We start from the raw sequence: 19,808 nt of genomic DNA, 5'->3' as shown, positions 1-19,808 counted from the left end.
CCCTGTCCTGTCAGGCCAGCGTCTCGTAGCGTCCCCGGTAGTACAGCAGGGCGTCGCCCGCATGGTCGTGCGCCACGACGGAGACGACCTCGCCGACCACGATGCTGTGGTCGCCGCCGGCGTGGACGTCGGTGGTCCGGCACTCGAACGAGGCCAGCGCCCCGTCGAGCAGCGCCACGCCGGTGCGCTCACCCCGGTGGTGGGCGACGCGGTCCAGCTGGCCGTGCAGTGGCCGCCCCCGGGTCGCCAGCCAGTCCGCGGTGGGACGCGCGCCGGCTCCCAGGATGCTGACGCCCCAGACACCGGCCTCGATGACGGCGTCGTGGAACCGGGCGTCGCGCTCGACGCACACCAGCAGCAGCATCGGGTCCAGCGACACGGACGTGACCGCGTTGGCGGTCATGGCGTGGTCGTGCCCGCCGGCAAGGGTGCTCACGACCGTCACCCCGGTGGCGAAACGTCCCATCGCCCGCCGGAACAGGCCCACGTCGGGCAGGGACTCCTGGGCGCTCATCGCTCCCCCTCCTGCGGCAGCAGGCCGGTATGCCGGGCGGCACCGGCCGCGGCCAGCGGCCGCCCGGTGCGCGGGTCGACCCGGACGAACGCCTCACGACCGGACAGTCGCGCGGCGATGTCGTTGGACAGGGCGTAGTAGCCGTCGAACACGCGCACCTGGGTGGCGTGCTCGGCCAGGGCCGCAGCCTGGACCGGCACCAGCTCCGGCGCCTCGACGACGTGGGTCGGCACGTCGTCCGGCACGACCGAGGGCGGGTAGTCCTCCCCCGGGGGCGGCACGTGCAGCGGCGGCTCGGCCGGGCCGACGTGGCCGGCCAGCCAGGCACGGTCCTGCTCCGCCCACGCCTGCGGGGTCACGATGCAGAACGCCTCCGGCGCCTGCTCGCCCAGCCCGGCCAGGGCCGCCAGGGTGACCCGGTGGGCCTGGATGTGGTCCGGGTGGCCGTAGCCCCCGTGCTCGTCGTAGGTGACCACGACGTCCGGGTCTAGCGCGCGCAGGTGCGCGGCCAGCAGCCCCGCCGCGTCCGCGGGGTCAGCCCCCGCGAAGGCGTCGGGGTGCGCGGCACTGGGCGTGCCCGCCATACCGGAGTCGCGGTAGCGGGAGAGGACCCCGGAGTCGGGGTCCTCTCCCAGCACGCTGTGGGTCACGCCGAGCCGGTCCATGGCCCGGCGCAGCTCCTCGCGGCGCCACGGCCCGAGCCGGTCCTCCCGGTCCGCGGCCAGGTGACGCAGGTCGGGTGGGATGACCTCTCCCTCCTCGCCCAGCGTGCACGTGAGCACGTGGACGTCGTGCCCCGCGTCCACGTAGTGCGCCATCGTCAGACCGGTGGTGAGGGTCTCGTCGTCCGGATGGGCGTGGACGAACAGCAGGCGGCGCCGGAGGGAGGACCCGGGCACTAGATGACCGACCGCTCCTCGGGGAAGTGGCAGGCGACCCGGTGGCCGGGCTTGATCTCGACCGGCACCGGCACCTCGACGGCGCACTTCTCCTGCGCCTTGGGGCACCGCGTGCGGAACACGCAGCCCGACGGCGGGTTCTGCGGGCTGGGCAGGTCGCCCTTGAGCAGGATCCGGTCGCGGCCGGCCTCCCGCTCGGGGTCGGGCACCGGCACCGCCGACATCAGGGCGTGCGTGTAGGGGTGCAGCGGGTGCTCGTAGAGCGTGTCGCGGTCGGCCTCCTCCATGATCTTGCCGAGGTACATCACCACGACACGGTCGGAGATGTGCCGGACCACGGACAGGTCGTGGGCGACGAAGACGTAGGCCATGCCCTGGTCGTTCTGGATGTCCTCGAGCAGGTTGATGACCTGCGCCTGGATGGACACGTCCAGCGCGGACACCGGCTCGTCGCAGACCACCAGCTTCGGCTCGAGGGCGATGGCCCGGGCGACGCCGATGCGCTGGCGCTGGCCGCCGGAGAACTCGTGCGGGTAGCGGTTGTAGTGCTCGGGGTTCAGCCCGACGCGCTCCATCAGGCCCTGGACCGCCTTGCGGGTGCCGCCGTCGGGCTTGATGCCCTGGATGTCGAACGGCGCGGCGATGATCGAGCCGATCGTCTGGCGCGGGTTGAGCGAGCCGTAGGGGTCCTGGAAGACCATCTGCATCTCGCGGCGCAGCCGGCGCAGGTGGTCGCCCGTGACCGAGGTGATGTCCTCGCCCTCGAACTCGATCTTGCCGCCGGTGGGGTCGAGCAGGCGCAGCATGGTGCGGCCGGCGGTGGACTTGCCGCAGCCGGACTCGCCGACCAGGCCGACGGTCTCGCCGGCACGCAGCTCCAGGGAGATGCCGTCAACGGCGCGGACCGGGGCGTCCGGGCGACGGATCAGGGCCCGCTTGTACTGCGGGAAGTACTTCTGCATCTCGGTGAGCCGCAGCAGCGGCTCACCCTGGGGAGGTGTCGGCTCGGCGGGTGCCTCGGTGGGCGTGGCCAGGGGCTCGGTGGTCACGTGTATGGCTCCTTACAGCCGCGGCTTGACGTCGTCGGCGAACAGCTCAGCGCGCCTGTCGCTGGGGATCAGGCAGCGGGCGAGATGACCCGGGCGGGCCTCGTCGAGCCCGGGCACGATCGTCCGGCAGCCATCGTCCGGCACCTGGTCACGGAAGGCACAGCGGGGATGGAACGCGCAGCCGCTGGGCACGTTGATCAGCGACGGCGGGTTGCCCGGCACAGGGTCCAGACGGGTCTTGCGCGCACGGTCCAGGCGCGGCATCGAGGTGAGCAGGCCCCAGGTGTAGGGGTGCTCGGGGGCGTAGAAGACGTCCTTGACGTCGCCCTTCTCGACCGCCTTGCCGCCGTACATCACGAGGACGTCGTCGGCGATCTCGGCGACCACGCCGAGGTCGTGGGTGATCATGATGATCGCCGAGCCGAACTCCTTCTGCAGGTCGCGCATGAGGTCCAGGATCTGGGCCTGGACCGTCACGTCGAGCGCCGTGGTGGGCTCGTCGGCGATCAGCAGCTGGGGGTTGTTGACCAGGGCCATCGCGATCATGGCGCGCTGGCGCATGCCGCCGGAGAACTCGTGCGGGTACTGGTCGAAGCGCCGCTGCGGGTTGGGGATGCCGACCCGGTCGAGCATCTCGATGGTGCGGGTGCGGGCCTTGTTCTTGTCCAGGTCGTGGTGCACCTGGATGGCCTCGACGATCTGGGCCCCGATCGTGTAGTACGGGTGCAGGGCCGACAGCGGGTCCTGGAAGATCATCGCCATCTTGCTGCCACGGAGCGTGCGCAGCCTCTCGTTGCCGATCGTCATCAGGTCCTCGCCGTCGAGGATGATCTTCCCCGACGTCTTGGCCTTCCCGCGACGGTGCAGGCCGAGGATGGCCTGGCTGGTGACCGACTTGCCGGAGCCGGACTCGCCGACGATGCCGATGGTCTTGCCGCGCTCGAGGTCGAAGCTCAGCCCGTCGACGGACTTGACCAGGCCGTCGTCGGTCGGGAAGTGGACCTTGAGGTCCTTGACCTCGAGGAAGGGCTTCTGGGGGGTGTCAGACATGCTCAGCAAACCTCAGCTCAGGCGGACGCGCGGGTCGATGACGCCGTAGAGGACGTCCACGACCAGGTTGGCGATGACGACGAACGCGGCGGCGACGAGGACCAGCGCCACGATCATGGGCAGGTCAGTCTGGATGACGGCCTGGACGGCCATGCGGCCGAGCCCGTTGAGCCCGAACACCGACTCGGTGATGACGGCACCACCGAGGAGGCCACCGAGGTCGAGGCCGGCGGCGGTCACGATCGGGGTCAGCGCGGCGCGCAGGCCGTGCCGGCGGATGACCTTGCCCTCCTTCACGCCCTTGGCGCGGGCGGTGCGGATGTAGTCCTCGCTCATGGTCTCGAGCATGTAGGCCCGGGTGAGGCGCACGTAGCTCGCGGCGAAGATCGCCGCCAGGGTGATCCACGGCAGGATGAGGTTCTGGGCCCAGAGGGCGGGGTTCTCCGTGAACGGCACGAACTCCGGGATCGGCACCAGCTGCCAGCGGATGGCCACGAAGGTCAGCAGCAGCAGGCCGATGAAGAAGCTGGGTAGGGAGAACCCGATCAGGGCGGCACCGACGATGGTCCGGTCGATGAACGTACCGCGGTTGAGGGCGGCGATGCAGCCGCTCGTCACGCCGACGACGATCCAGATGACGAACGCGCCCACCGCCAGCGAGACGGTGATCGGGAGTCCCTGTTTGATCACCGCCGTCACCGGTTGCTGCCGGACGAAGGAGTAGCCGAGGCAGGGCGCCGCGCAGTGGGTGATCGTCTGCGGGGCGGCCTTCTCCTGGGCCGGGTCGTCCGGGAACTTGCGCTCGGCGACCAGGCCCTTGACGAAATCGGTGTACTGCGTGCTGATCGGCTTGTCGAAGCCGAACGCGTGCCGGTTCGCCGCGATGACCGCAGGTGTGCAGTTCTTCGCACAGGTCAGTCGCGCCGGGTCGTCAGGCCCGGCATAGAAGACGAGGAACGTCGTCATGCTGATGACGAACAGCATGATGACGACCGCAATCAGTCGTCGGATGATGTAGAAGAACATCGGGTGTCACCGCCCGGAGGGCGCTGACCCTCACCTACCTCTCGTGTGCCTCGCCTGTTGCGCTGCGCTGGCGAGGGCGACTGTGTCGCCCCCGCCAGCCCAGATTGTCCTACGCAGGTGATGGTGGCGGTACCCGGGGCACCGCCACCATCACCGGTTCATCACTTGACAGCGATGTCAGCCAGCTCGACGTAGCCGCCGAACACGCCGTTGTCGTTGTAGTTCTTCACGCCGGAACCGTGGACGAACATGAACTTCTGGTTGTCCAGAGCCACGTGACCGCCCATCTTGGCGATCTCCTCGTCCAGGTCGCCCCAGGCCTTCTCACGGGCGGCGGTGTCGCTGATCAGGAAGGTCTGGTCGATCTTCTTGTTGATGTCAGCGTTCTGGAAGTAGCCGTAGTCCTGGCCCGAGCCACCGGCGCTGATGTTCGGACGCGAGTCGAACAGCGGCGGGATGACGGTGGAGCCGGACGGCCAGTCAGCACCCCAGCCGGCCCAGAAGACGTCCGCCTTGGAGGCGTAGGCCGGGTTCTGGATGGTGGAGTAGTACTTGTCGGAGATGCCGTCGAGGGTCACCTTGAAGCCCGCCTGCTCCCAGCCGGACTGCAGGGCCGCGAGGGCCTTGTCCGAGGTGGGGCGCTTGCGGTAGGTCACCGTGATCGGCACCGGCAGGGTCAGGCCCGAGCTCTGCAGGACCTGCTTGGCCTTGGCCGGGTCACCGGCGGTGGGGACACCGAAGGGGTTGAAGTCCTTGTAGCCCTTCAGAGCCTTGTTGATCATCGCGTAGGTCGGAGTCGCGGCCGTCGAGCCACCGTAGGCGGTGACGTAGGCGTCGCGGTTGGTCGACATCGCGAAGGCCTGGCGGGCCTTGGCGTTCGACATGACCTTGCTCTTGAAGTTCGGGAGCAGGTAGTCGACGTACGGCGCCGGCGGGTTGGTCGAACGGTCCTTGACCTGCGGGTTCGACACGATCTGGGCCTGCAGGGCCGGCGGGGCCGTCGCCTGCGTCACCGCGAACTTGTCGTTGCCGGAGTCGGCCATGATGCGCTGGACGATCGTCTCCGACTCGATGCCCTCCTGGTAGACGATCGAGTCCGGGTACGCCTTGCGGAACGGGTCGGACGAGGCGGACCAGTTCGGGTTGCGCACGAAGGTGCCACCCTTGTTGGTCTCCCAGCTGCCCTGCAGCATGTACGGACCGTCGGAGAAGATCTGGTAGTCAGACTTCGCGCCCTGGTCCTTGTCCTGGCGGAAGGCGCCGAAGGCAGGGAACGTGACGGTCTGGTTGAAGTCGTTGACCGGCTGGCTCAGGTGGAACGTGATCGTCTGACCCGAGCAGGAGACAGCCTTGTCGTAGAGCTCCTGGCCGGTCTTCTTGTAGGGACCGGCGTACTTGCTGGAGCCATCGGCGTTCTTCGGGATGTCGAAGTAGGCGATCGCGTAGTTCGGGCCACCGGTGATCTGGTCGGCGGCGAAGGTGCGGGAGATGCCGTACTTGAGGTCCTCGCAGGTCACGGGCTTGCCGTCCTGCCACTTGGCGTCGCCCTTGAGGGTGAACTTCCAGGTCTTGCCGCCGTCGGACACGTCACCGGTGTTGGTGGCCAGGTCCGGGATCAGCTTCGACTGGTCCTCAATGGTCTTGCCCGGAGGGAAGGTCGTGAGCGTCCGCGAGAACACGCGGCTGGCGAACTGGATGTCCGCACCCACGTAGATTCGCTGCGGGTCCCAGTGGTCGACCGGTCCAAGGTTGAGCATGTAGAGGGTGCCGCCCTTGGTGGCAGACGTGCTGCCGGAACTGCCGGTGCTGCCGCTTCCGCCCCCACAAGCTGAGGCGGCGAGGGCAACAGCCACGCCGAGGGCCACGCCCAGCGCGCCCTTCTTTGTGCGCATCATGCGCTCTCCTTGAGTGCTATCCCCACCGCCGCGTCAGCGGTGGCCTGCCCTGCAGCGGGTGCTGCAGGAGCTCCTGCATCTCCGGCCCAACGGGCAGCCGGGGACAAGCTCATCTGGTCAGTCGGTCAGGACCGGCCGGTCTTCGGGTCCAGGGCGTCGCGCAAACCGTCACCGAGGAGGTTGAACGAGAGCACGAGGATGCTCAGCATCAGGCCCGGGAAGATGAAGTACGCCGGGTCCGGGTTGGCGTAGGTCACGGAGTCGTTGAGGATCGAGCCCAGCGACGGCGTCGGAGCCTGGATGCCGACACCCAGGAAGCCCAGCGACGCCTCGGCGGCGATGTTCTGCGGCAGGATCAGGGTCGCGTAGACCAGGATCGGGGCCCACAGGTGCGGCAGCAGCTCCTTGAAGTAGAGGCGGCCGCGCTTGGCGCCCAGGGAACGGGCCGCCTCGACGAACTCACGCTCGCGCAGGGACAGCACCTGGCCGCGGATGATGCGGGCGAAGAACGGCCAGCCGAAGAAGCCCAGGACGAGGACCAGGTAGGCGATGGTCGCCGGTGCACCACGGGGGAATCCGAGCACGTCGGTCATCGCGCCGAGCATGACCGTCGAGAGCGACAGCAGCATCAGCGTCTGCGGGAAGCTGAGGACCAGGTCCATCGTGCGGCTGATCAGCCAGTCGAGCCAGCCACCGGCGAAGCCGGAGACGAGGCCGAGGACCGTGCCCACGAGGATGCTGAAGACCGTGGCGAGCACCGCGACGATCAGCGACGTGGTGATACCGGCCATGATCCGCGAGAAGAGGTCACGACCGGTGCCCGGCTCGACGCCGAACCAGTGCGAGCCACTGATGCCGCCCATGGCCCCGGTCGGGAGGGAGCCGACGCCCTGGACCAGCTTGATGTCGCCCTTGTAGGGGTCGATCACGCCGAGGCTGTCGAGCACCGGCGACAGGATGCCGATGAGGGCGAACACGATGCAGATGCCGAGCGCGACCATCGTCACCTTGTCGCGACGTATGCGGCTGCGCACGATCTGCCAAGGAGTGCGCCCCTTGATCGCGACCGCGCCGTCAGTCGCCGACGTGTCGACGTCGACCTGCGCGTGTGCTTCGTCGGGCTGGCCCGGAGCCATCGTCATGCGGGCAGTTCCTCTTTCCGGCCTTGCTGATGTTGCGTCCATGGTCCGGGACGAAAGGCAGCTCTTTGCCTGTCCTTGACCTTGCGAAACCTTAGACCAGCATGTCGGCGATGTAACCAGTGGAGAGAGGTTGTCTCCGGATCGTGACCGAACGTGGACACATGCTTGACGCCCCGGAGCACATGTGCTCCGGGGCGTCGTCGCGCCGTCTGACCTGCGGGTATGCCGCGTGCTGCTCCGCTGCTACTTGCGGGCCCGCGCGGCCGCGCGGGCGCGCTCGGTCGCGTCGAGGTTGACCTTGCGGATGCGCACGGCCTCCGGGGTGACCTCGACGCACTCGTCCTCGCGGCAGAACTCCAGGGACTGCTCGAGGGAGAGCTTGCGCGCCGGCACGATCTTCTCGAAGTTGTCCGCGCTGGAGGCGCGCACGTTGGTGAGCTTCTTCTCCTTGGTGATGTTGACGTCCATGTCGTCGGCGCGGGAGTTCTCGCCGACGATCATGCCCTCGTAGACCTCGGTGCCCGGCTCGGTGAACAGCGTGCCGCGCTCCTGGAGGTTGACCATGGCGTAGGCCGTGACGGCGCCGGTGCGGTCGGCCACGAGGGAGCCGCTGGTGCGGGTCGTGATGGTTCCGAACCACGGCTCGTAGTCCTCGAACACGTGGTGGGCGATGCCGGTGCCCCGGGTCTCGGTGAGGAACTCGGTGCGGAAGCCGATGAGGCCACGGGAGGGCACCAGGAACTCCATCCGGATCCAGCCGGTGCCGTGGTTGGTCATCTGCTCCATGCGGCCCTTGCGGGCAGCCATGATCTGCGTGATCGCGCCGAGGTGCTCCTCGGGGGTGTCGATGGTCAGGCGCTCGACCGGCTCGTGCAGCTTGCCGTCGACCTGCTTGGTGACCACCTGCGGCTTGCCGACGGTCAGCTCGTAGCCCTCGCGGCGCATCTGCTCCACGAGGATGGCCAGGGCCAGCTCACCGCGGCCCTGGACCTCCCAGGCGTCGGGGCGCTCGGTCGGCAGGACCCGCAGGGAGACGTTGCCGATGAGCTCGCGGTCGAGGCGGTCCTTGACCATGCGGGCGGTGACCTTGCTGCCACGCACACGGCCGACCATCGGGCTGGTGTTGGTGCCGATGGTCATGGAGATGGCCGGCTCGTCCACGGTGATGACCGGCAGCGGCACGGGGTTCTCGGCGTCGGCCAGGGTCTCCCCGATCATGATGTCGGCGATGCCCGCGATGGCGATGATGTCGCCGGGGCCGGCCTCCTCGGCGGGCTTGCGCTCCAGCGCCTCGGTCATCAGCAGCTCGGTGATCTTGACCCGCTCGACGCTGCCGTCGGTCTTGCACCAGGCGACCTGCTGGCCCTTCTTGATGGTGCCGTTGTGGACGCGCAGCAGCGCGAGGCGGCCCAGGAAGTTGGAGGAGTCCAGGTTGGTGACGTGGGCCTGCAGCGGCGCCTCGGGGTCGTAGGACGGGGCCGGGATGGTCTCCAGGATGGTGGAGAACAGCGCCTCGAGGTTCTCGCCGTCGGGCAGGCCGCCGTCAGCCGGGCGGGTCAGGGAGGCGCGGCCGGCCTTGGCCGAGGCGTAGACGATCGGGAAGTCGATCTGCTCCTCGGTGGCGTCGAGGTCCATGAACAGCTCGTAGGTCTCGTCCACGACCTCGGCGATGCGCGAGTCGGGGCGGTCCACCTTGTTGATGCACAGGATGACCGGCATCTTCGCGGCGAGCGCCTTGCGCAGCACGAAGCGGGTCTGCGGCAGCGGGCCCTCGGAGGCGTCGACGAGGAGCACGACACCGTCGACCATGGACAGGCCGCGCTCGACCTCCCCACCGAAGTCGGCGTGGCCGGGGGTGTCGATGATGTTGATGGTCACCCCGCCGGACTCCCCCGCCGCGACGGCCGCAGGTCCGGCATACCGGATCGCGGTGTTCTTGGCGAGGATGGTGATGCCCTTCTCCCGCTCGAGGTCACCGGAGTCCATGGCGCGTTCGTCGACGTGCTGGTGCTCGCCGAAGGCGCCGGCCTCCCAGAGCATCTTGTCGACAAGAGTGGTCTTGCCGTGGTCGACGTGGGCAACGATGGCGACATTGCGGATGTCGCCGCGGGTGTGCATGGGCATGTGCTCCAGTGTCTCAGGCTTTCCGGTCGGCCTTGACCAGCGAGCCCGGGGCCACCGTGCTCAGCGCATCAGCGCGGCCAGGGCGTCCACGACCGGCAGGTCCGCGGGCAGCCAGGGCACGGCATACAGCTCGTCGGCGGCGAGCACCCGCAGCGCGTCGTGGTCCTCCAGGGGCTCGGGCTCCCCGGAGGTGACGACGGCCAGCCAGACCGTCATGGCGTAGCGATCGCCCAGCGGCCACGAGCCCTCCAGGGGACCCTCGACGACGCGGCCGAGGCGGACCTCGACCCCCAGCTCCTCGGCGATCTCGCGGTGCAGCGCCTCGACGGGGTCCTCCCCCGGCTCGACCTTGCCGCCGGGGAACTCCCATCCGCCGGCGAGCTCGGCGGGCTCGGTGCGCCGGGCGGCGAGCAGGGTGGAGGGCCGGTGCAGGTCGTCGACGATGGCGGCTCCGACGACGAGGGCGCGCTGGGTGTGGCTAGTCATGACGGCCACACAGTGTGCCCGCCCCGCCCGCCCGGCATGTGGACGACGACAGGATCGTGACCAGAAACCCCTAGTTTGGACCCGTTGGCTTGCGTTCACATGAACTTGGGGGAGTCTCATGTATGGCGATCCGCAGCGCCTCCGCGCCCTGGCCGGCCTCCTGACGCAGGAGGCCGAGCGCATCCGGGCCGGCGCGTCACGGCTGGAGCGGTCCGCGCGGTCGGTGACGTGGACGTCAACGGCGGCCGGGCGCATGCAGCGGCAGGCCGCGGACCAGGTCCGGGCGATGCGCCAGGTGGCGGACCGGTACGCCGAGGCGGCGCGGGCGGTGCAGCACCACGCCACCGCCACGGCCCACCAGCTGGAGCGGATCCACCGGGCGCAAGCCCGGGCGCGCGACCTGCTGGCCGGCCTGGGGGTGGCTCGGTGAGGGACAACGGCAGCGACGCCACCGCCCTGCGGGCACGGGGTGGCCCCGGCGGCCTGACCGTCCGCGCGGCCGACCTGCACCGCCTCGCGAGGGTGATCGGCCAGGAGGCGGAGGACCTGGCCCGGGAGGCCTGGCGGTGCCGGGGCTGGTGCGCGGACCCGGGCCTGGTCCTCAGCGCCCCACTCTCCCCGGCGACCGCGGCGGAGGCCGAGGCCGCGATCCTGCATGCCGTCGGCGGGGCAGTCGGTCTCGCAGCGGACGCCACGCGGCTCGGCACCTCGGTGGCGGTGGCAGCCGGGGTCTACGAGCACGCCGAGCAGGCCGCCGAAGCTCTGTGGCTCGGGATCGACGACGCGCTGGCCCTTCGGGTCGGGCTCCTGGCGCCGGCGCTGGTGGCGTGGGGCGCGACCGGGGCGGCGACCTGCCACTACGGTCGGGCCGTGCCCGGCCTGTCAGAGGGCTGCACCGTCGCCGCCCACACGCTGGAGTCCGCCCTCACCGCCCACCCCTGGCTGGTGGAGCAGCTCGTCCATGGCGGGAGCGGCCTGGTGGCGGGACTGTCCCTGTGGGCCGGCCCGGCCGCTCCGCTCGCGTGGCCGGGGGGCAGGCCGCCGCTGTCGACCCGGGAGGCCTCCCGCGGCCTGCAGCAGCTGTTCGTCGACGGCACTCCCCTGGTCCGCGCCACCGGCCCCCGAGGCGGCCTCGGACAGCCGGTCTGGCAGGCCGACACCGGCGGCGTCACCGGGGTCGGCGCGCTGATGCGAAGCCTGGACGCCACGGCCGGGAAGCCCGGTGGCGCCATCGACATCCGCCGGGTGACGACCCGGGGGCCGGGCGGGGCCGCGCGCACGGCATACATCGTCAACATCCCCGGCACCGACTCCTGGCTGCCGCCGCCGACGCAGTGGCGCAGCCGCTCGGCGCCCGACCTCGGAGGCAACCTGCGGCTGGTCGGCGACCAGTCGACCGTCTACTCGCGCGGGGTGCTCGAGGCGATGGAACGCGCCGGCGTGCCCCGGAGCGCCCCCGTGATGCTCGTCGGCCACAGCGAGGGCGGCATGACGGCCTACCAGATCGCGGCGGACCAGGGCCGGCTGCGGGCCGCCGGCCTGCGCCACGGCCAGCCGTTCAACATCACCCACGTCGTCACCGCCGGGTCGCCGCTGGCCACCATGACCGTCCCGGTCGGGGTCCGGGTGCTCTCCCTGGAGGCGTCGGGGGACATCGTCCCCTCGCTCGACGGCGCACCGAACCCCGACCGGGCGGAGCACCTCACCTACTGCTTCGACCGCGACCGGGGTGGCATCGGCATCAACCACGCCCTCGACGGCTACGCGGGGGCCGCGGACGGGGTGGACCGGCTCGCCGCCCGCGGGGCGCCGGGGGCGGCCGGGTTCGTCGACTCCCTGCGCCTGGACGGCTTCCTGGAGGCCGATGGCGAGGCCACCGTGACCACGACCGGGTGGGAGGTCAGCCGCACGGTGCGGTGAGCGCGCCGACCTGCCGGTTGGTGAGGCAACCCTGCGTCGACAGCGGCGCGGAACTTTGAAACGCTCCTGCCGTGAGCCGACTGTTGACGTCCGAGGAGATCACCCGGCAGCTCGCCGACCTCCCCGGCTGGGCCGGCGACGGGCAGGCGCTGACCGCCTCCTACGACGCCCCCGACTTCCCCGCGGCGATCCGGCTCGTCGAGGAGGCGGCCGACGCCGCCGAGCAGATGAACCACCACCCTGACATCGACATCCGGTGGAAGGTCACCCACTGGCGCCTGTCGACCCACTCGGCCGGCGGGGTGACCCAGCTCGACATCGAGCTGGCCCACCGGATTGCCCAGGCTGCAGCGCTCGTCGGCGCCGGCGCCCGCTGACCGCCGACCACCAGTTCGTCTGTCCCGGAACGGAGTCCACCCACCATGACCCTCGAGCACGTCGACGCCTCCGACAACGGCCACGAGGAGCCGCACGGCAAGGACGTCGCCAGCCGGCTCAACTGGCTGCGCGCGGGCGTGCTCGGCGCCAACGACGGCATCGTGTCCACCGCCGGCATCGTGGTCGGTGTGGCCGGGGCGACGGCCCAGCTGACGGCGATCATGACCGCAGGTATCGCCGGTCTGGCGGCGGGCGCGATGAGCATGGCGGTCGGCGAGTACGTCTCCGTGAGCACCCAGCGGGACACCGAGCACGCCCTCCTCGAGAAGGAGCGCCGCGAGCTGCACGAGACGCCCGAGGAGGAGCTGGCCGAGCTCACCCAGCTCTACGCGGACAAGGGCCTGTCCCAGGAGCTGGCCCACCAGGTGGCGGTCCAGCTGACCGAGCACGACGCCCTCGCTGCCCACGCGGAGGTCGAGCTGAAGATCGACCCGGAGAACCTGACCAGCCCGACCCACGCGGCTGTTGCGTCCTTCGTCGCCTTCACCGTCGGGGCGCTGCTGCCCCTCCTCGCGATCGCGCTCCCCCCGGCCGGTGGCCGCGTCGCCGTGACCGTCGTCGCGGTCGTCCTGGCACTCGCCATCACCGGCCTCCTCAGCGCCCGGCTCGGCGGCGCGAATCGCCGCAAGGCGGTGTGGCGCAACGTGATCGGCGGACTGGTGGCGATGGCCGTGACCTACGGCATCGGCGCGCTCGTGGGCGTGGCGGTCTAGCCCGCCTCACCAGAACCGGGTGCCCGGCTCGCCCTTGAACGGGCCGACCACCCGCGAGGTGATCCAGCCGCCGTAGAAGCCACCGGGCTGCGGGCGGACCAGCTCGCCGTCCACGGTGCACCGGTCCACCGCCGCCGGGTACAGCGCCACGTGGTCGGCCACCGCCGCGAACGGTGCCCGGGGCCGGGGATAGAACCAGGCCGCGGCGGGAGCGACGACGTCGCCACCGAGCACGTCGAGGTAGGACGCGGTGCCTTTCCACTCGCAGAAGCTGCTGCCGGGGGCGGGCCGCAGCGCCCCGTCGACGAAGGCCGCGCGGGGCAGGTAGTACGTCGGCGGGTGACTGGTCTCCAGGACCCGCAGCGCGCTCGTGGTGTCCGCGACGAGCTGTCCCCCGAGCCAGACCTGCACCTGCTCGTCGGTCGGCACGATGGCCGGCGGGCGCGGGTAGTCCCACACCGACTCCTGGCCCGGCCCGGGCCGCTCGCGTCGAGGCCTCACCGCCACAGCGTAGGCACACCCGCCCGCCGCGCTCCTCGTTGCCCGGGCAGCCGGACAACACAACCCGGTATGGCGCAAGACGCCATGGGGTGCCGCCGCGGTCGGGGGGGTGAGGCGCTCAGCTCCAGGAGCGCACCACCACGGCGAGGCCGACAGCAAAGCCCGCCACGAGCGCCGCCAGGTAGACCCCGTAGCCGCTGCGGAGCTGCCGGCGCAGCAGGTGGGCCAGTGGGGCGGTGCCGGCTCCGATCAGGAGCATCCGCCCGACCCGGGCGGCGGCCGTCGTGGCCGCGAGCACGGGAAGCGGCACGCCCTGGCGGCCGGCCTCGGCGGCGTAGACCTTCACCGGGATCCCGCTGAACGGCTGCTCGAACATGGCCGCCGCGCCGTGGCCGGCCACCTGGACGCTGGCGGCAGCCTGCATCCGGGCAGTGGTCAGCGGGGCGGGCAGGGCCACGCCGTGCCGGGCGGCGACGGCATGGCTGACGACGCCCACGACCGTGCCGGCGGTGAGCGCGGGCACCAGACGCCATGCCCTGAGCCCCACGGCCGGCACGAGCAGCGCCAGGAACAGCTCGGCCATGAGCGGCCAGGACAGCGCCTCGGCGACACCCCAGACGAAGGCCACGACGGCGCCGGACCGGCTCGTGGCCAACGCCGCGGCGACCGCATGGGACCGTGCCCGGGCAGCTTCCGCAGGCCCGCGGGCCAGAAGCGCCTCGACGGCGCTGCGCGCGGCCACCTCGACGTCGGGGCGCCCCGGGTCCAGCGGCGACCCGAACCTCACCTCGACCGGCACCGCCCGGGTGCGTTTCGCGTCCGGAGGCAGCAGGTCCCGCGTACCGACGATGGCCACCGGGACGACGGGCACGTCCGCGCGCGCCGCCAACCGGAACGCCCCCGTGTGGAAGCGGGCGAGGTGACCGGTGCGGGAACGGGTCCCCTCGGGGAAGACCACCACGACCCTCCCGGCACCGGCCTGGGCACCGAGCGCACACAGGTCCGCCCACCCTCCCCCGCCCCGACGCACGGGTCGCCCGGCTGTCAGCGCGCGGCACACGCCTGCCCGCCAGGGGACGGAGAACCAGTGGTCCGCCGCCGCCGCGACCACCGGCGCGGTCCGCGCACGGAGGGCCGCGAGCAGCGCCGCCGTGTCGGCGTGCGAGCTGTGGTTGGCCACGACGACGCAGCCACCACGCGGCGGCGTCCCGGTGACCCTGACCCCGTGTCCCCCCAGGGTGAAGGCGGAGCGCCAGAGGGCCCGGCGCAACAGAGCGGCCACCCGGTGCCCGGCGCGGACCCGCGGCAGCACCGGACGGGCGAGCAGACCCACCGGCTGGCTCACCATGTGAGCACCGCCGCCAGGGGCAGGGCGATCAGCAGGGAGTCGACCCGGTCCAGCAGGCCACCGAACCCCGGGAGCCAGGCGCCGGCGTCCTTGACGCCCGCCTGCCGCTTGACCATCGACTCGAGGAGGTCGCCGGCCACCCCTCCGGCTCCGATGGCCAGCACCCACCCGACGTTGAGGTGGCCGGCGGCGGCCAGGATCAGCGCGGCCCCTGCGAGCGCCCCGACGACCCCACCCACGGTCTTGTTCGGCGACAGTGGGGAGAGGGGGCGCCGGGCCCACCGCATGCCGCGCAGACCTTGGCCCCCGCACCACGCCGCCACATCGGCCGCAGCGGCGGCGAAGCAGACGAGGTAGGCGTCGTGCCACAGCACCACGAGGTGGGCCAGGGACCAGCAGAGCCAGATCACCCCGAAGGCGCCCAGGCTGGCGCGTCGGAAACCACCGCTGGTGTCCCCGTCCAGCAACGGCACCAGCGCGCAGGCCAGGGCGACCAACGGGGTGAGCGAGAGGTATCCCGGCGCCAGGAGCGCCACCAGCGGGAAGGCCACGCCGAGCACGGCCAGCACCCGCCGGTCCCGGCGGGGCAACGCCGCGAGCGCGGCATACTCACGGACCGCCTGCACGGCCAGGAGCGCGGCGAGGGCTGCGGTCGGCAGCGGCCCCAGCCAGATCGGCAGGCCCACGACGGGGGCGATCAAGGCCCAGGTCACCCACCGGCGGCGCAGCTCGGCCCGCCTCGCGATGGTCACCCCCACCCCGGCGAGCACCAGGGCAGACACGGTCAGCCAGAACAGGAACACGCCCCTGCCGGTCGTGGCGACATGGACCGGTCCGAGGTCGAGGGAGAGGTGCCATGCGGACCAGTCGGCCCAGGGCACGGTCATCGCGCCGTCTCCACGCAGAGGACAGGCGTCGTCAGCTCGCTCCGCGCCACCCGGAGCCGGTGCACCGATGTGACGAGCGAGGCCAGGGCTACCAGCACGGCGACCACGCCGAGCCAGCCCGGCAGCGCGGTGGCCAGGACTGCCAGGGCACAGCGCTCGGTCTTGCCGCACGGCCCTCCGTTGAGACGGGGCCCGCCGGCTGCCGCGGCGGCCAGTGAGACGAAGGTGGGCAGGCTCGCCGCAGCCGCGGCGGCCAGGACCAGGACCAGCGGGGCGACCCGCCAGGGGCCGACGGGCAGGGCGGGCGGGGTGTGCCCGATGGCCAGCCCCGCGAGCCCGGCGAACATGAGCAGGTCGCTGGTCCGGTCCCCGAGCTCGTTGAGGACGAACCCCCATGGGCGGGAGACTCCGCGGGCCCGGGCAACGGCGCCGTCGAGGTTCGCCCCCGCCAGACGCCCGGCGAGGAGCAGCCCCGCGGCCAGCCACCAGCCGGCCGCGATCGCTCCGGCCGCCGCAGCCGCACAGGCCACGCCCAGAGCCGTGAACACGTCCGGGCCGACCCGTCGACGGGCTGCTGCGGCGACCACGGACGACAGCCGGGCCGTGTACCACGGCTTCAGCGCATAGAGACCGGTCATCGATGCCTCCAGAGATCAGCGGCGGGCACGCCGCCGCGTCATCACTCTGACGGCCGACAGGGCCGAACGGATGAGTACGCGCCCCCATTCGGCATCACCCCTGCGCAGGAGACGCACCGTCGCTGCCAGGCTCGGAGGAGCCCGCGACGGCACGGCGCGACGGATGATGAGCGGGTGAGCAGTCCGCTCGCCTACTGGGTCGGCGTGGCCCTCGGGGCCGTCGGGTGCACCGCGCTGTGCGTCGCGTGCCGCCGGTGGCCCGGACCCTGGACCCGCTGGGCCGGGCGCGGCATCGCAGCGCTGCTGGCCGTCGACGCGGTGACGTTCGTGGTCTCGCCGGTCGTCACCGGACGGTGGTCCGTGCAGACGTCACTCCCGCTGGCCCTGTGCGACGTGGCCCTCATCGTCGCCGCGGTCGCCTGCTGGTTCCCGCAGTGGGCGCTGGCGGTCGAGCTGACCTGGTTCTGGGGGCTGACCGGCACGCTGCAGGCGGTGCTGACCCCGGACCTGACGGCCACGTTCCCCCAGCTGGAGTTCTTCGAGTTCGTCGTCGGACACGTCGGGATCGTCGTCGCGGCGCTCTACCTCGTCGTCGGGCTGCGACACACCCCCCGTCGGGGCGCGGTGGGCCGCGTCTTCGCGATCACGGTGGCGTGGACCGCCGTCGTCGGGATCTTCGACTGGGTCACCGGCTCCAACTACATGTTCCTCGCGGCGGTGCCCGAGCACACCTCGCTGCTCTCGCTCCTGGGCCCCTGGCCGTGGTACATCCTCAGCGCCGCGGTGGTCGCCCTGGTGATGCTGCTGCTCCTCGACGCCCCGTTCCGCCTGCACGGCTCGCGGTCGCGGCGCTGACGCGATCCGGTGGCGTCGTGCCCGGGTGGCGTTGACACTGGGAGTGATGACGCCGACCGAGGAGGTCCTGCATGTCCCGTGTGGTGCACTTCGAGATCCAGGCCGACGACGTGGAGCGGGCCAAGGCCTTCTACGCCGCGGCGTTCGACTGGGAGTTCCAGGACTGGAGCGGGACCACCGGCTCGGCGTACTGGGGCATCATCTCCGGACCGGAGGACGAGCCGGGCATCAACGGCGGGCTGCTGCAACGCCCGGCCGCGGCGCCCGCTCCTGAGCAGGGCACCAACGCCTTCGTGTGCACCATCGGCGTCGAGGACTACGACGCGACCGAGCGCCGGATCCTCGACGCCGGCGGCCGGGTCGCCCTGCCGAAGATGGCGCTGACGGGCATGGCCTGGCAGGGCTACTACCTCGACCCCGAGGGCAACACCTTCGGGATCCACCAGCCAGACCCGAACGCGGCCTAGGAGTCCCGCCAGGTCAGCGGGCGACGAACACGGCAGTCGAGCCGGCGTCCTCCAGCACGCCGTCGAACGGCGGGAGTCGGTTCGCGAGCGCCTCGTCGAACGACGCCAGGTAGGCGACCGCTTGGGCGTGGTCGTCGAACTGGGCCCGCGTGGTGATGTGCTCCTGGGTGACCTCGCCGAAGTGGCGGCGCAGGACCGCCGCGCCGTTCTCGGCGCTGAACTGCGTGACCAGCGGCTCCCCTCCGGCCGCCCGCAGGAGGCCGGCCAGGTGGGCATCGCCGTTGGTCACCGCGACGAACGTGCCGCCGGGGCGGAGCACCCGCCGGATCTCGCGGAGGCCCTGGTCGAGGTCGGGCACGTGGTAGAGCATCCACATCGCCACCACCACGTCGGCGTAGCCGTCGGGGAACGGCAGCTCTTGGACGTCGGCCCGCTGGGCGCCCACGCCGCGCTCGGCCGTCAACGCGACGAACCGTTCCGACAGGTCGGTGGCGGTGACGGTGGCGTGCGGGTTCTCTGCGGCCAGACGGGCCGCGAAGACGCCGGTGCCGCAACCCACCTCGAGGATGCGGGCGGGTGACGCCGCCCGGACGGCCGCCGCGGCGCTGTCCTGGGGGTTGCGCCCGTCAGCCGAGTTGCGCCATACCGACCGACGCGTCTGCAGCCGCGACTCGTCCCGGTACTGCTCCGCCACCCGCCCCGGCTGCGTCATGTGCTCCATGGCGGGAACCCTAGAGGCCCCGGCGCGCCAGCGCCCCGCGGACGATCCGGGTCAGGCCGTCGCCCAACGCCCGTCTGCCCGCGCGGCCGCCACCTGCGCCAGCCCGGTCGGGCGCATCCGCCCGTCGGCGATGAGCCGTTCGGCGAGCTCCCTGTTGCCCGGTGACCACGACGAGTGGGGCCGCCGTGGCTGGACCCGCAGGACGTACCACGTCTCGTCCACCCCGTGCGTCTTCGAGTCGACCCAGCCGAAGCACAGGGCCACCTCGATCGCCTCCGGCAGCGTCACCGACGGTATGCCGGTCCGCTTCTTCGCGAGCTTCACCCAGAGGCCGGGCTCGGTGGCGTGGTGGTGGTCGAGCCACGCCTCGAGATCCCCGGGGGTGGGGAACGGCACCACGAGCCACCCGTCGGAGGGGTCGCGCTCCAGCCCGGTGGCCGCCATGCGGCTGAGTGTGCCAGCCCGCGCTGCGGTGCGATCCTGCCTGCATGCCCTCGACAGCCGACCCCTCGCCACCGCTGCCGAGCACCATGCGCGCCGCCGTCATCACGCATCACGGGGGGCTCGACGCGATCGAGCTGCGCGAGGTGCCCGTGCCCCGCCCGGGACCGGGCGAGGTGCTCGTCCGCGTCGGCGCGGCCGGGTGCAACAACACCGACCTGTGGACCCGAGAAGGCTCCTACGGCACGGCCGACGACCCGGACGCCAGGGCAGGGTGGCTCGGCCCGCTCGACTTCCCGCGCATCCAGGGTGCGGACGTGGCCGGCACCGTCGTGGCCACCGGCGACTCCGCGTCGGCCGGGCTGGTCGGGTCCCGGGTGCTGGTGGACCCGGCCGACTACGGCGATCCGGGTCCGGACGCCCCGGTGGTCGACGTGCTGGGCAGCGAGCGGGACGGCGGCTTCGCCGAGTACGTCGTGGTGCCGGCGGCCCGGGCCCATCCCGTCGACGGGACGCCTCTCAGCGACGTCGAGCTGGCCGCGTTGCCGATCGCCTACGGGACCGCGCTGGGGATGCTCGACCGGGGCTCGGTCCGGCAGGGCCACACGGTGCTCGTCACGGGCGCCTCGGGCGGCGTCGGGCTGGCAGCGGTCCAGCTGGCGCACGCCCGTGGGGCCAGGGTCGTGGCCGTCTG

Annotated in this window: 22 protein-coding genes; 7 read left to right on the top strand and 15 right to left on the bottom strand. The window is 71.8% G+C overall.

The window, feature by feature from the left end; genetic code table 11:
- Nucleotides 1-10 precede the first annotated feature (10 nt).
- The 9 genes from VF825_RS07915 to VF825_RS07875 form a co-directional block, all read right to left on the bottom strand.
- Nucleotides 11-514: a flavin reductase family protein gene (locus VF825_RS07915; protein ID WP_331111933.1), complete on the bottom strand. Its 504-nt coding sequence runs from the start codon at nt 512-514 to the stop codon at nt 11-13.
- Nucleotides 511-1,413, bottom strand: coding sequence for an N-acetyl-1-D-myo-inositol-2-amino-2-deoxy-alpha-D-glucopyranoside deacetylase (gene mshB / locus VF825_RS07910; RefSeq protein ID WP_331111931.1), 903 nt, complete (start codon nt 1,411-1,413; stop codon nt 511-513). Before mshB ends, VF825_RS07915 begins: the two co-directional genes overlap by 4 nt.
- On the bottom strand, nt 1,413-2,462 hold the full coding sequence (locus VF825_RS07905; RefSeq protein WP_331111929.1) for an oligopeptide/dipeptide ABC transporter ATP-binding protein: 1,050 nt from the start codon (nt 2,460-2,462) through the stop codon (nt 1,413-1,415). The genes mshB and VF825_RS07905 overlap by 1 nt, the downstream gene beginning before the upstream one ends.
- A gap of 12 nt (nt 2,463-2,474) precedes the next feature.
- Nucleotides 2,475-3,512: an ABC transporter ATP-binding protein gene (locus tag VF825_RS07900; protein WP_331111927.1), complete on the bottom strand. Its 1,038-nt coding sequence runs from the start codon at nt 3,510-3,512 to the stop codon at nt 2,475-2,477.
- Between the two features lie 12 nt (nt 3,513-3,524).
- Nucleotides 3,525-4,538, bottom strand: coding sequence for an ABC transporter permease (locus VF825_RS07895; RefSeq protein ID WP_331111925.1), 1,014 nt, complete (start codon nt 4,536-4,538; stop codon nt 3,525-3,527).
- Between the two features lie 161 nt (nt 4,539-4,699).
- Entirely contained in the window at nt 4,700-6,433 is a 1,734-nt protein-coding gene (locus tag VF825_RS07890) for an ABC transporter substrate-binding protein (protein ID WP_331111923.1), read from the bottom strand.
- Nucleotides 6,434-6,558: 125 nt separating this feature from the next.
- On the bottom strand, nt 6,559-7,575 hold the full coding sequence (locus VF825_RS07885) for an ABC transporter permease (protein WP_331111921.1): 1,017 nt from the start codon (nt 7,573-7,575) through the stop codon (nt 6,559-6,561).
- Nucleotides 7,576-7,818: 243 nt separating this feature from the next.
- Entirely contained in the window at nt 7,819-9,699 is a 1,881-nt protein-coding gene (typA, locus tag VF825_RS07880) for a translational GTPase TypA (protein WP_331111919.1), read from the bottom strand.
- A gap of 60 nt (nt 9,700-9,759) precedes the next feature.
- Nucleotides 9,760-10,185, bottom strand: a complete 426-nt coding sequence (locus tag VF825_RS07875; RefSeq protein WP_331111917.1) for a (deoxy)nucleoside triphosphate pyrophosphohydrolase — start codon at nt 10,183-10,185, stop codon at nt 9,760-9,762.
- A 118-nt stretch (nt 10,186-10,303) separates the two neighbouring features.
- Here VF825_RS07875 and VF825_RS07870 point away from each other — a divergent pair, with 118 nt between their 5' ends.
- From VF825_RS07870 to VF825_RS07855, 4 genes are all read left to right on the top strand, one after another.
- A complete protein-coding gene (locus tag VF825_RS07870; protein ID WP_331111915.1) occupies nt 10,304-10,615 on the top strand; it encodes a hypothetical protein in 312 nt (103 codons plus the stop codon).
- The gene (locus VF825_RS07865) at nt 10,612-12,105 is read left to right on the top strand and encodes a hypothetical protein (RefSeq protein ID WP_331111913.1); all 1,494 of its coding nucleotides are present in this window, start codon (nt 10,612-10,614) and stop codon (nt 12,103-12,105) included. Before VF825_RS07870 ends, VF825_RS07865 begins: the two co-directional genes overlap by 4 nt.
- Nucleotides 12,106-12,176: 71 nt before the next feature.
- A complete protein-coding gene (locus VF825_RS07860) occupies nt 12,177-12,482 on the top strand; it encodes a 4a-hydroxytetrahydrobiopterin dehydratase (RefSeq protein WP_331111911.1) in 306 nt (101 codons plus the stop codon).
- Between the two features lie 45 nt (nt 12,483-12,527).
- On the top strand, nt 12,528-13,256 hold the full coding sequence (locus VF825_RS07855; RefSeq protein ID WP_331111909.1) for a VIT family protein: 729 nt from the start codon (nt 12,528-12,530) through the stop codon (nt 13,254-13,256).
- A 6-nt stretch (nt 13,257-13,262) separates the two neighbouring features.
- On the opposite strand, the gene VF825_RS07850 is transcribed toward VF825_RS07855, so the two are convergent.
- The 4 genes from VF825_RS07850 to VF825_RS07835 all read right to left on the bottom strand — a co-directional run bounded on the left by VF825_RS07850 (nt 13,263) and on the right by VF825_RS07835 (nt 16,630).
- Nucleotides 13,263-13,757: a DUF427 domain-containing protein gene (locus VF825_RS07850; RefSeq protein ID WP_331111907.1), complete on the bottom strand. Its 495-nt coding sequence runs from the start codon at nt 13,755-13,757 to the stop codon at nt 13,263-13,265.
- Nucleotides 13,758-13,875: 118 nt separating this feature from the next.
- Nucleotides 13,876-15,105 carry a lysophospholipid acyltransferase family protein gene (locus VF825_RS07845; RefSeq protein ID WP_331111905.1) on the bottom strand — a complete coding sequence of 410 codons (1,230 nt, stop codon included), beginning with the start codon at nt 15,103-15,105 and terminating at the stop codon, nt 13,876-13,878.
- Nucleotides 15,099-15,992 carry a phosphatidate cytidylyltransferase gene (locus VF825_RS07840; RefSeq protein WP_331111903.1) on the bottom strand — a complete coding sequence of 298 codons (894 nt, stop codon included), beginning with the start codon at nt 15,990-15,992 and terminating at the stop codon, nt 15,099-15,101. Before VF825_RS07840 ends, VF825_RS07845 begins: the two co-directional genes overlap by 7 nt.
- On the bottom strand, nt 15,989-16,630 hold the full coding sequence (locus tag VF825_RS07835) for a CDP-alcohol phosphatidyltransferase family protein (RefSeq protein WP_331111901.1): 642 nt from the start codon (nt 16,628-16,630) through the stop codon (nt 15,989-15,991). Before VF825_RS07835 ends, VF825_RS07840 begins: the two co-directional genes overlap by 4 nt.
- A 174-nt stretch (nt 16,631-16,804) precedes the next feature.
- Here VF825_RS07835 and VF825_RS07830 point away from each other — a divergent pair, with 174 nt between their 5' ends.
- Both VF825_RS07830 and VF825_RS07825 read left to right on the top strand, forming a co-directional pair.
- Complete coding sequence (locus tag VF825_RS07830) at nt 16,805-17,485, top strand: TIGR02206 family membrane protein (RefSeq protein ID WP_331111899.1); 681 nt, start codon at nt 16,805-16,807, stop codon at nt 17,483-17,485.
- A gap of 71 nt (nt 17,486-17,556) precedes the next feature.
- Entirely contained in the window at nt 17,557-17,952 is a 396-nt protein-coding gene (locus tag VF825_RS07825; RefSeq protein ID WP_331111897.1) for a VOC family protein, read from the top strand.
- A 13-nt stretch (nt 17,953-17,965) separates the two neighbouring features.
- Here the strand turns inward: VF825_RS07825 and VF825_RS07820 are convergent, their stop codons facing one another.
- On the bottom strand, nt 17,966-18,673 hold the full coding sequence (locus VF825_RS07820; protein WP_331111895.1) for a class I SAM-dependent methyltransferase: 708 nt from the start codon (nt 18,671-18,673) through the stop codon (nt 17,966-17,968).
- A gap of 51 nt (nt 18,674-18,724) precedes the next feature.
- Nucleotides 18,725-19,117, bottom strand: a complete 393-nt coding sequence (locus VF825_RS07815) for a hypothetical protein (protein WP_331111893.1) — start codon at nt 19,115-19,117, stop codon at nt 18,725-18,727.
- Nucleotides 19,118-19,161: 44 nt separating this feature from the next.
- Here VF825_RS07815 and VF825_RS07810 point away from each other — a divergent pair.
- On the top strand, nt 19,162-19,808 hold a 647-nt coding region (locus VF825_RS07810; RefSeq protein WP_331111891.1), incomplete at its 3' end, for an alcohol dehydrogenase catalytic domain-containing protein.

Source organism: Oryzihumus sp., assembly GCF_036391795.1.
Taxonomy (GTDB): Bacteria; Actinomycetota; Actinomycetes; order Actinomycetales; family Dermatophilaceae; genus Oryzihumus.
This window is presented reverse-complemented; position numbering and strand designations above follow the sequence as displayed.

Excerpts from the sequence above, each read along its gene's own strand:
- VF825_RS07915 (WP_331111933.1), bottom strand. The coding sequence starts at position 514 with ATGAGCGCCCAGGAGTCCCTGCCCGACGTGGGCCTGTTCCGGCGGGCG.
- VF825_RS07900 (WP_331111927.1), bottom strand. The coding sequence starts at position 3,512 with ATGTCTGACACCCCCCAGAAGCCCTTCCTCGAGGTCAAGGACCTCAAG.
- VF825_RS07895 (WP_331111925.1), bottom strand. The coding sequence starts at position 4,538 with ATGTTCTTCTACATCATCCGACGACTGATTGCGGTCGTCATCATGCTG.
- VF825_RS07890 (WP_331111923.1), bottom strand. The coding sequence starts at position 6,433 with ATGATGCGCACAAAGAAGGGCGCGCTGGGCGTGGCCCTCGGCGTGGCT.
- VF825_RS07885 (WP_331111921.1), bottom strand. The coding sequence starts at position 7,575 with ATGACGATGGCTCCGGGCCAGCCCGACGAAGCACACGCGCAGGTCGAC.
- typA (WP_331111919.1), bottom strand. The coding sequence starts at position 9,699 with ATGCCCATGCACACCCGCGGCGACATCCGCAATGTCGCCATCGTTGCC.
- VF825_RS07875 (WP_331111917.1), bottom strand. The coding sequence starts at position 10,185 with ATGACTAGCCACACCCAGCGCGCCCTCGTCGTCGGAGCCGCCATCGTC.
- VF825_RS07870 (WP_331111915.1), top strand. The coding sequence starts at position 10,304 with ATGTATGGCGATCCGCAGCGCCTCCGCGCCCTGGCCGGCCTCCTGACG.
- VF825_RS07855 (WP_331111909.1), top strand. The coding sequence starts at position 12,528 with ATGACCCTCGAGCACGTCGACGCCTCCGACAACGGCCACGAGGAGCCG.
- VF825_RS07845 (WP_331111905.1), bottom strand. The coding sequence starts at position 15,105 with ATGGTGAGCCAGCCGGTGGGTCTGCTCGCCCGTCCGGTGCTGCCGCGG.
- VF825_RS07840 (WP_331111903.1), bottom strand. The coding sequence starts at position 15,992 with ATGACCGTGCCCTGGGCCGACTGGTCCGCATGGCACCTCTCCCTCGAC.
- VF825_RS07835 (WP_331111901.1), bottom strand. The coding sequence starts at position 16,630 with ATGACCGGTCTCTATGCGCTGAAGCCGTGGTACACGGCCCGGCTGTCG.
- VF825_RS07825 (WP_331111897.1), top strand. The coding sequence starts at position 17,557 with ATGTCCCGTGTGGTGCACTTCGAGATCCAGGCCGACGACGTGGAGCGG.
- VF825_RS07820 (WP_331111895.1), bottom strand. The coding sequence starts at position 18,673 with ATGGAGCACATGACGCAGCCGGGGCGGGTGGCGGAGCAGTACCGGGAC.
- VF825_RS07815 (WP_331111893.1), bottom strand. The coding sequence starts at position 19,117 with ATGGCGGCCACCGGGCTGGAGCGCGACCCCTCCGACGGGTGGCTCGTG.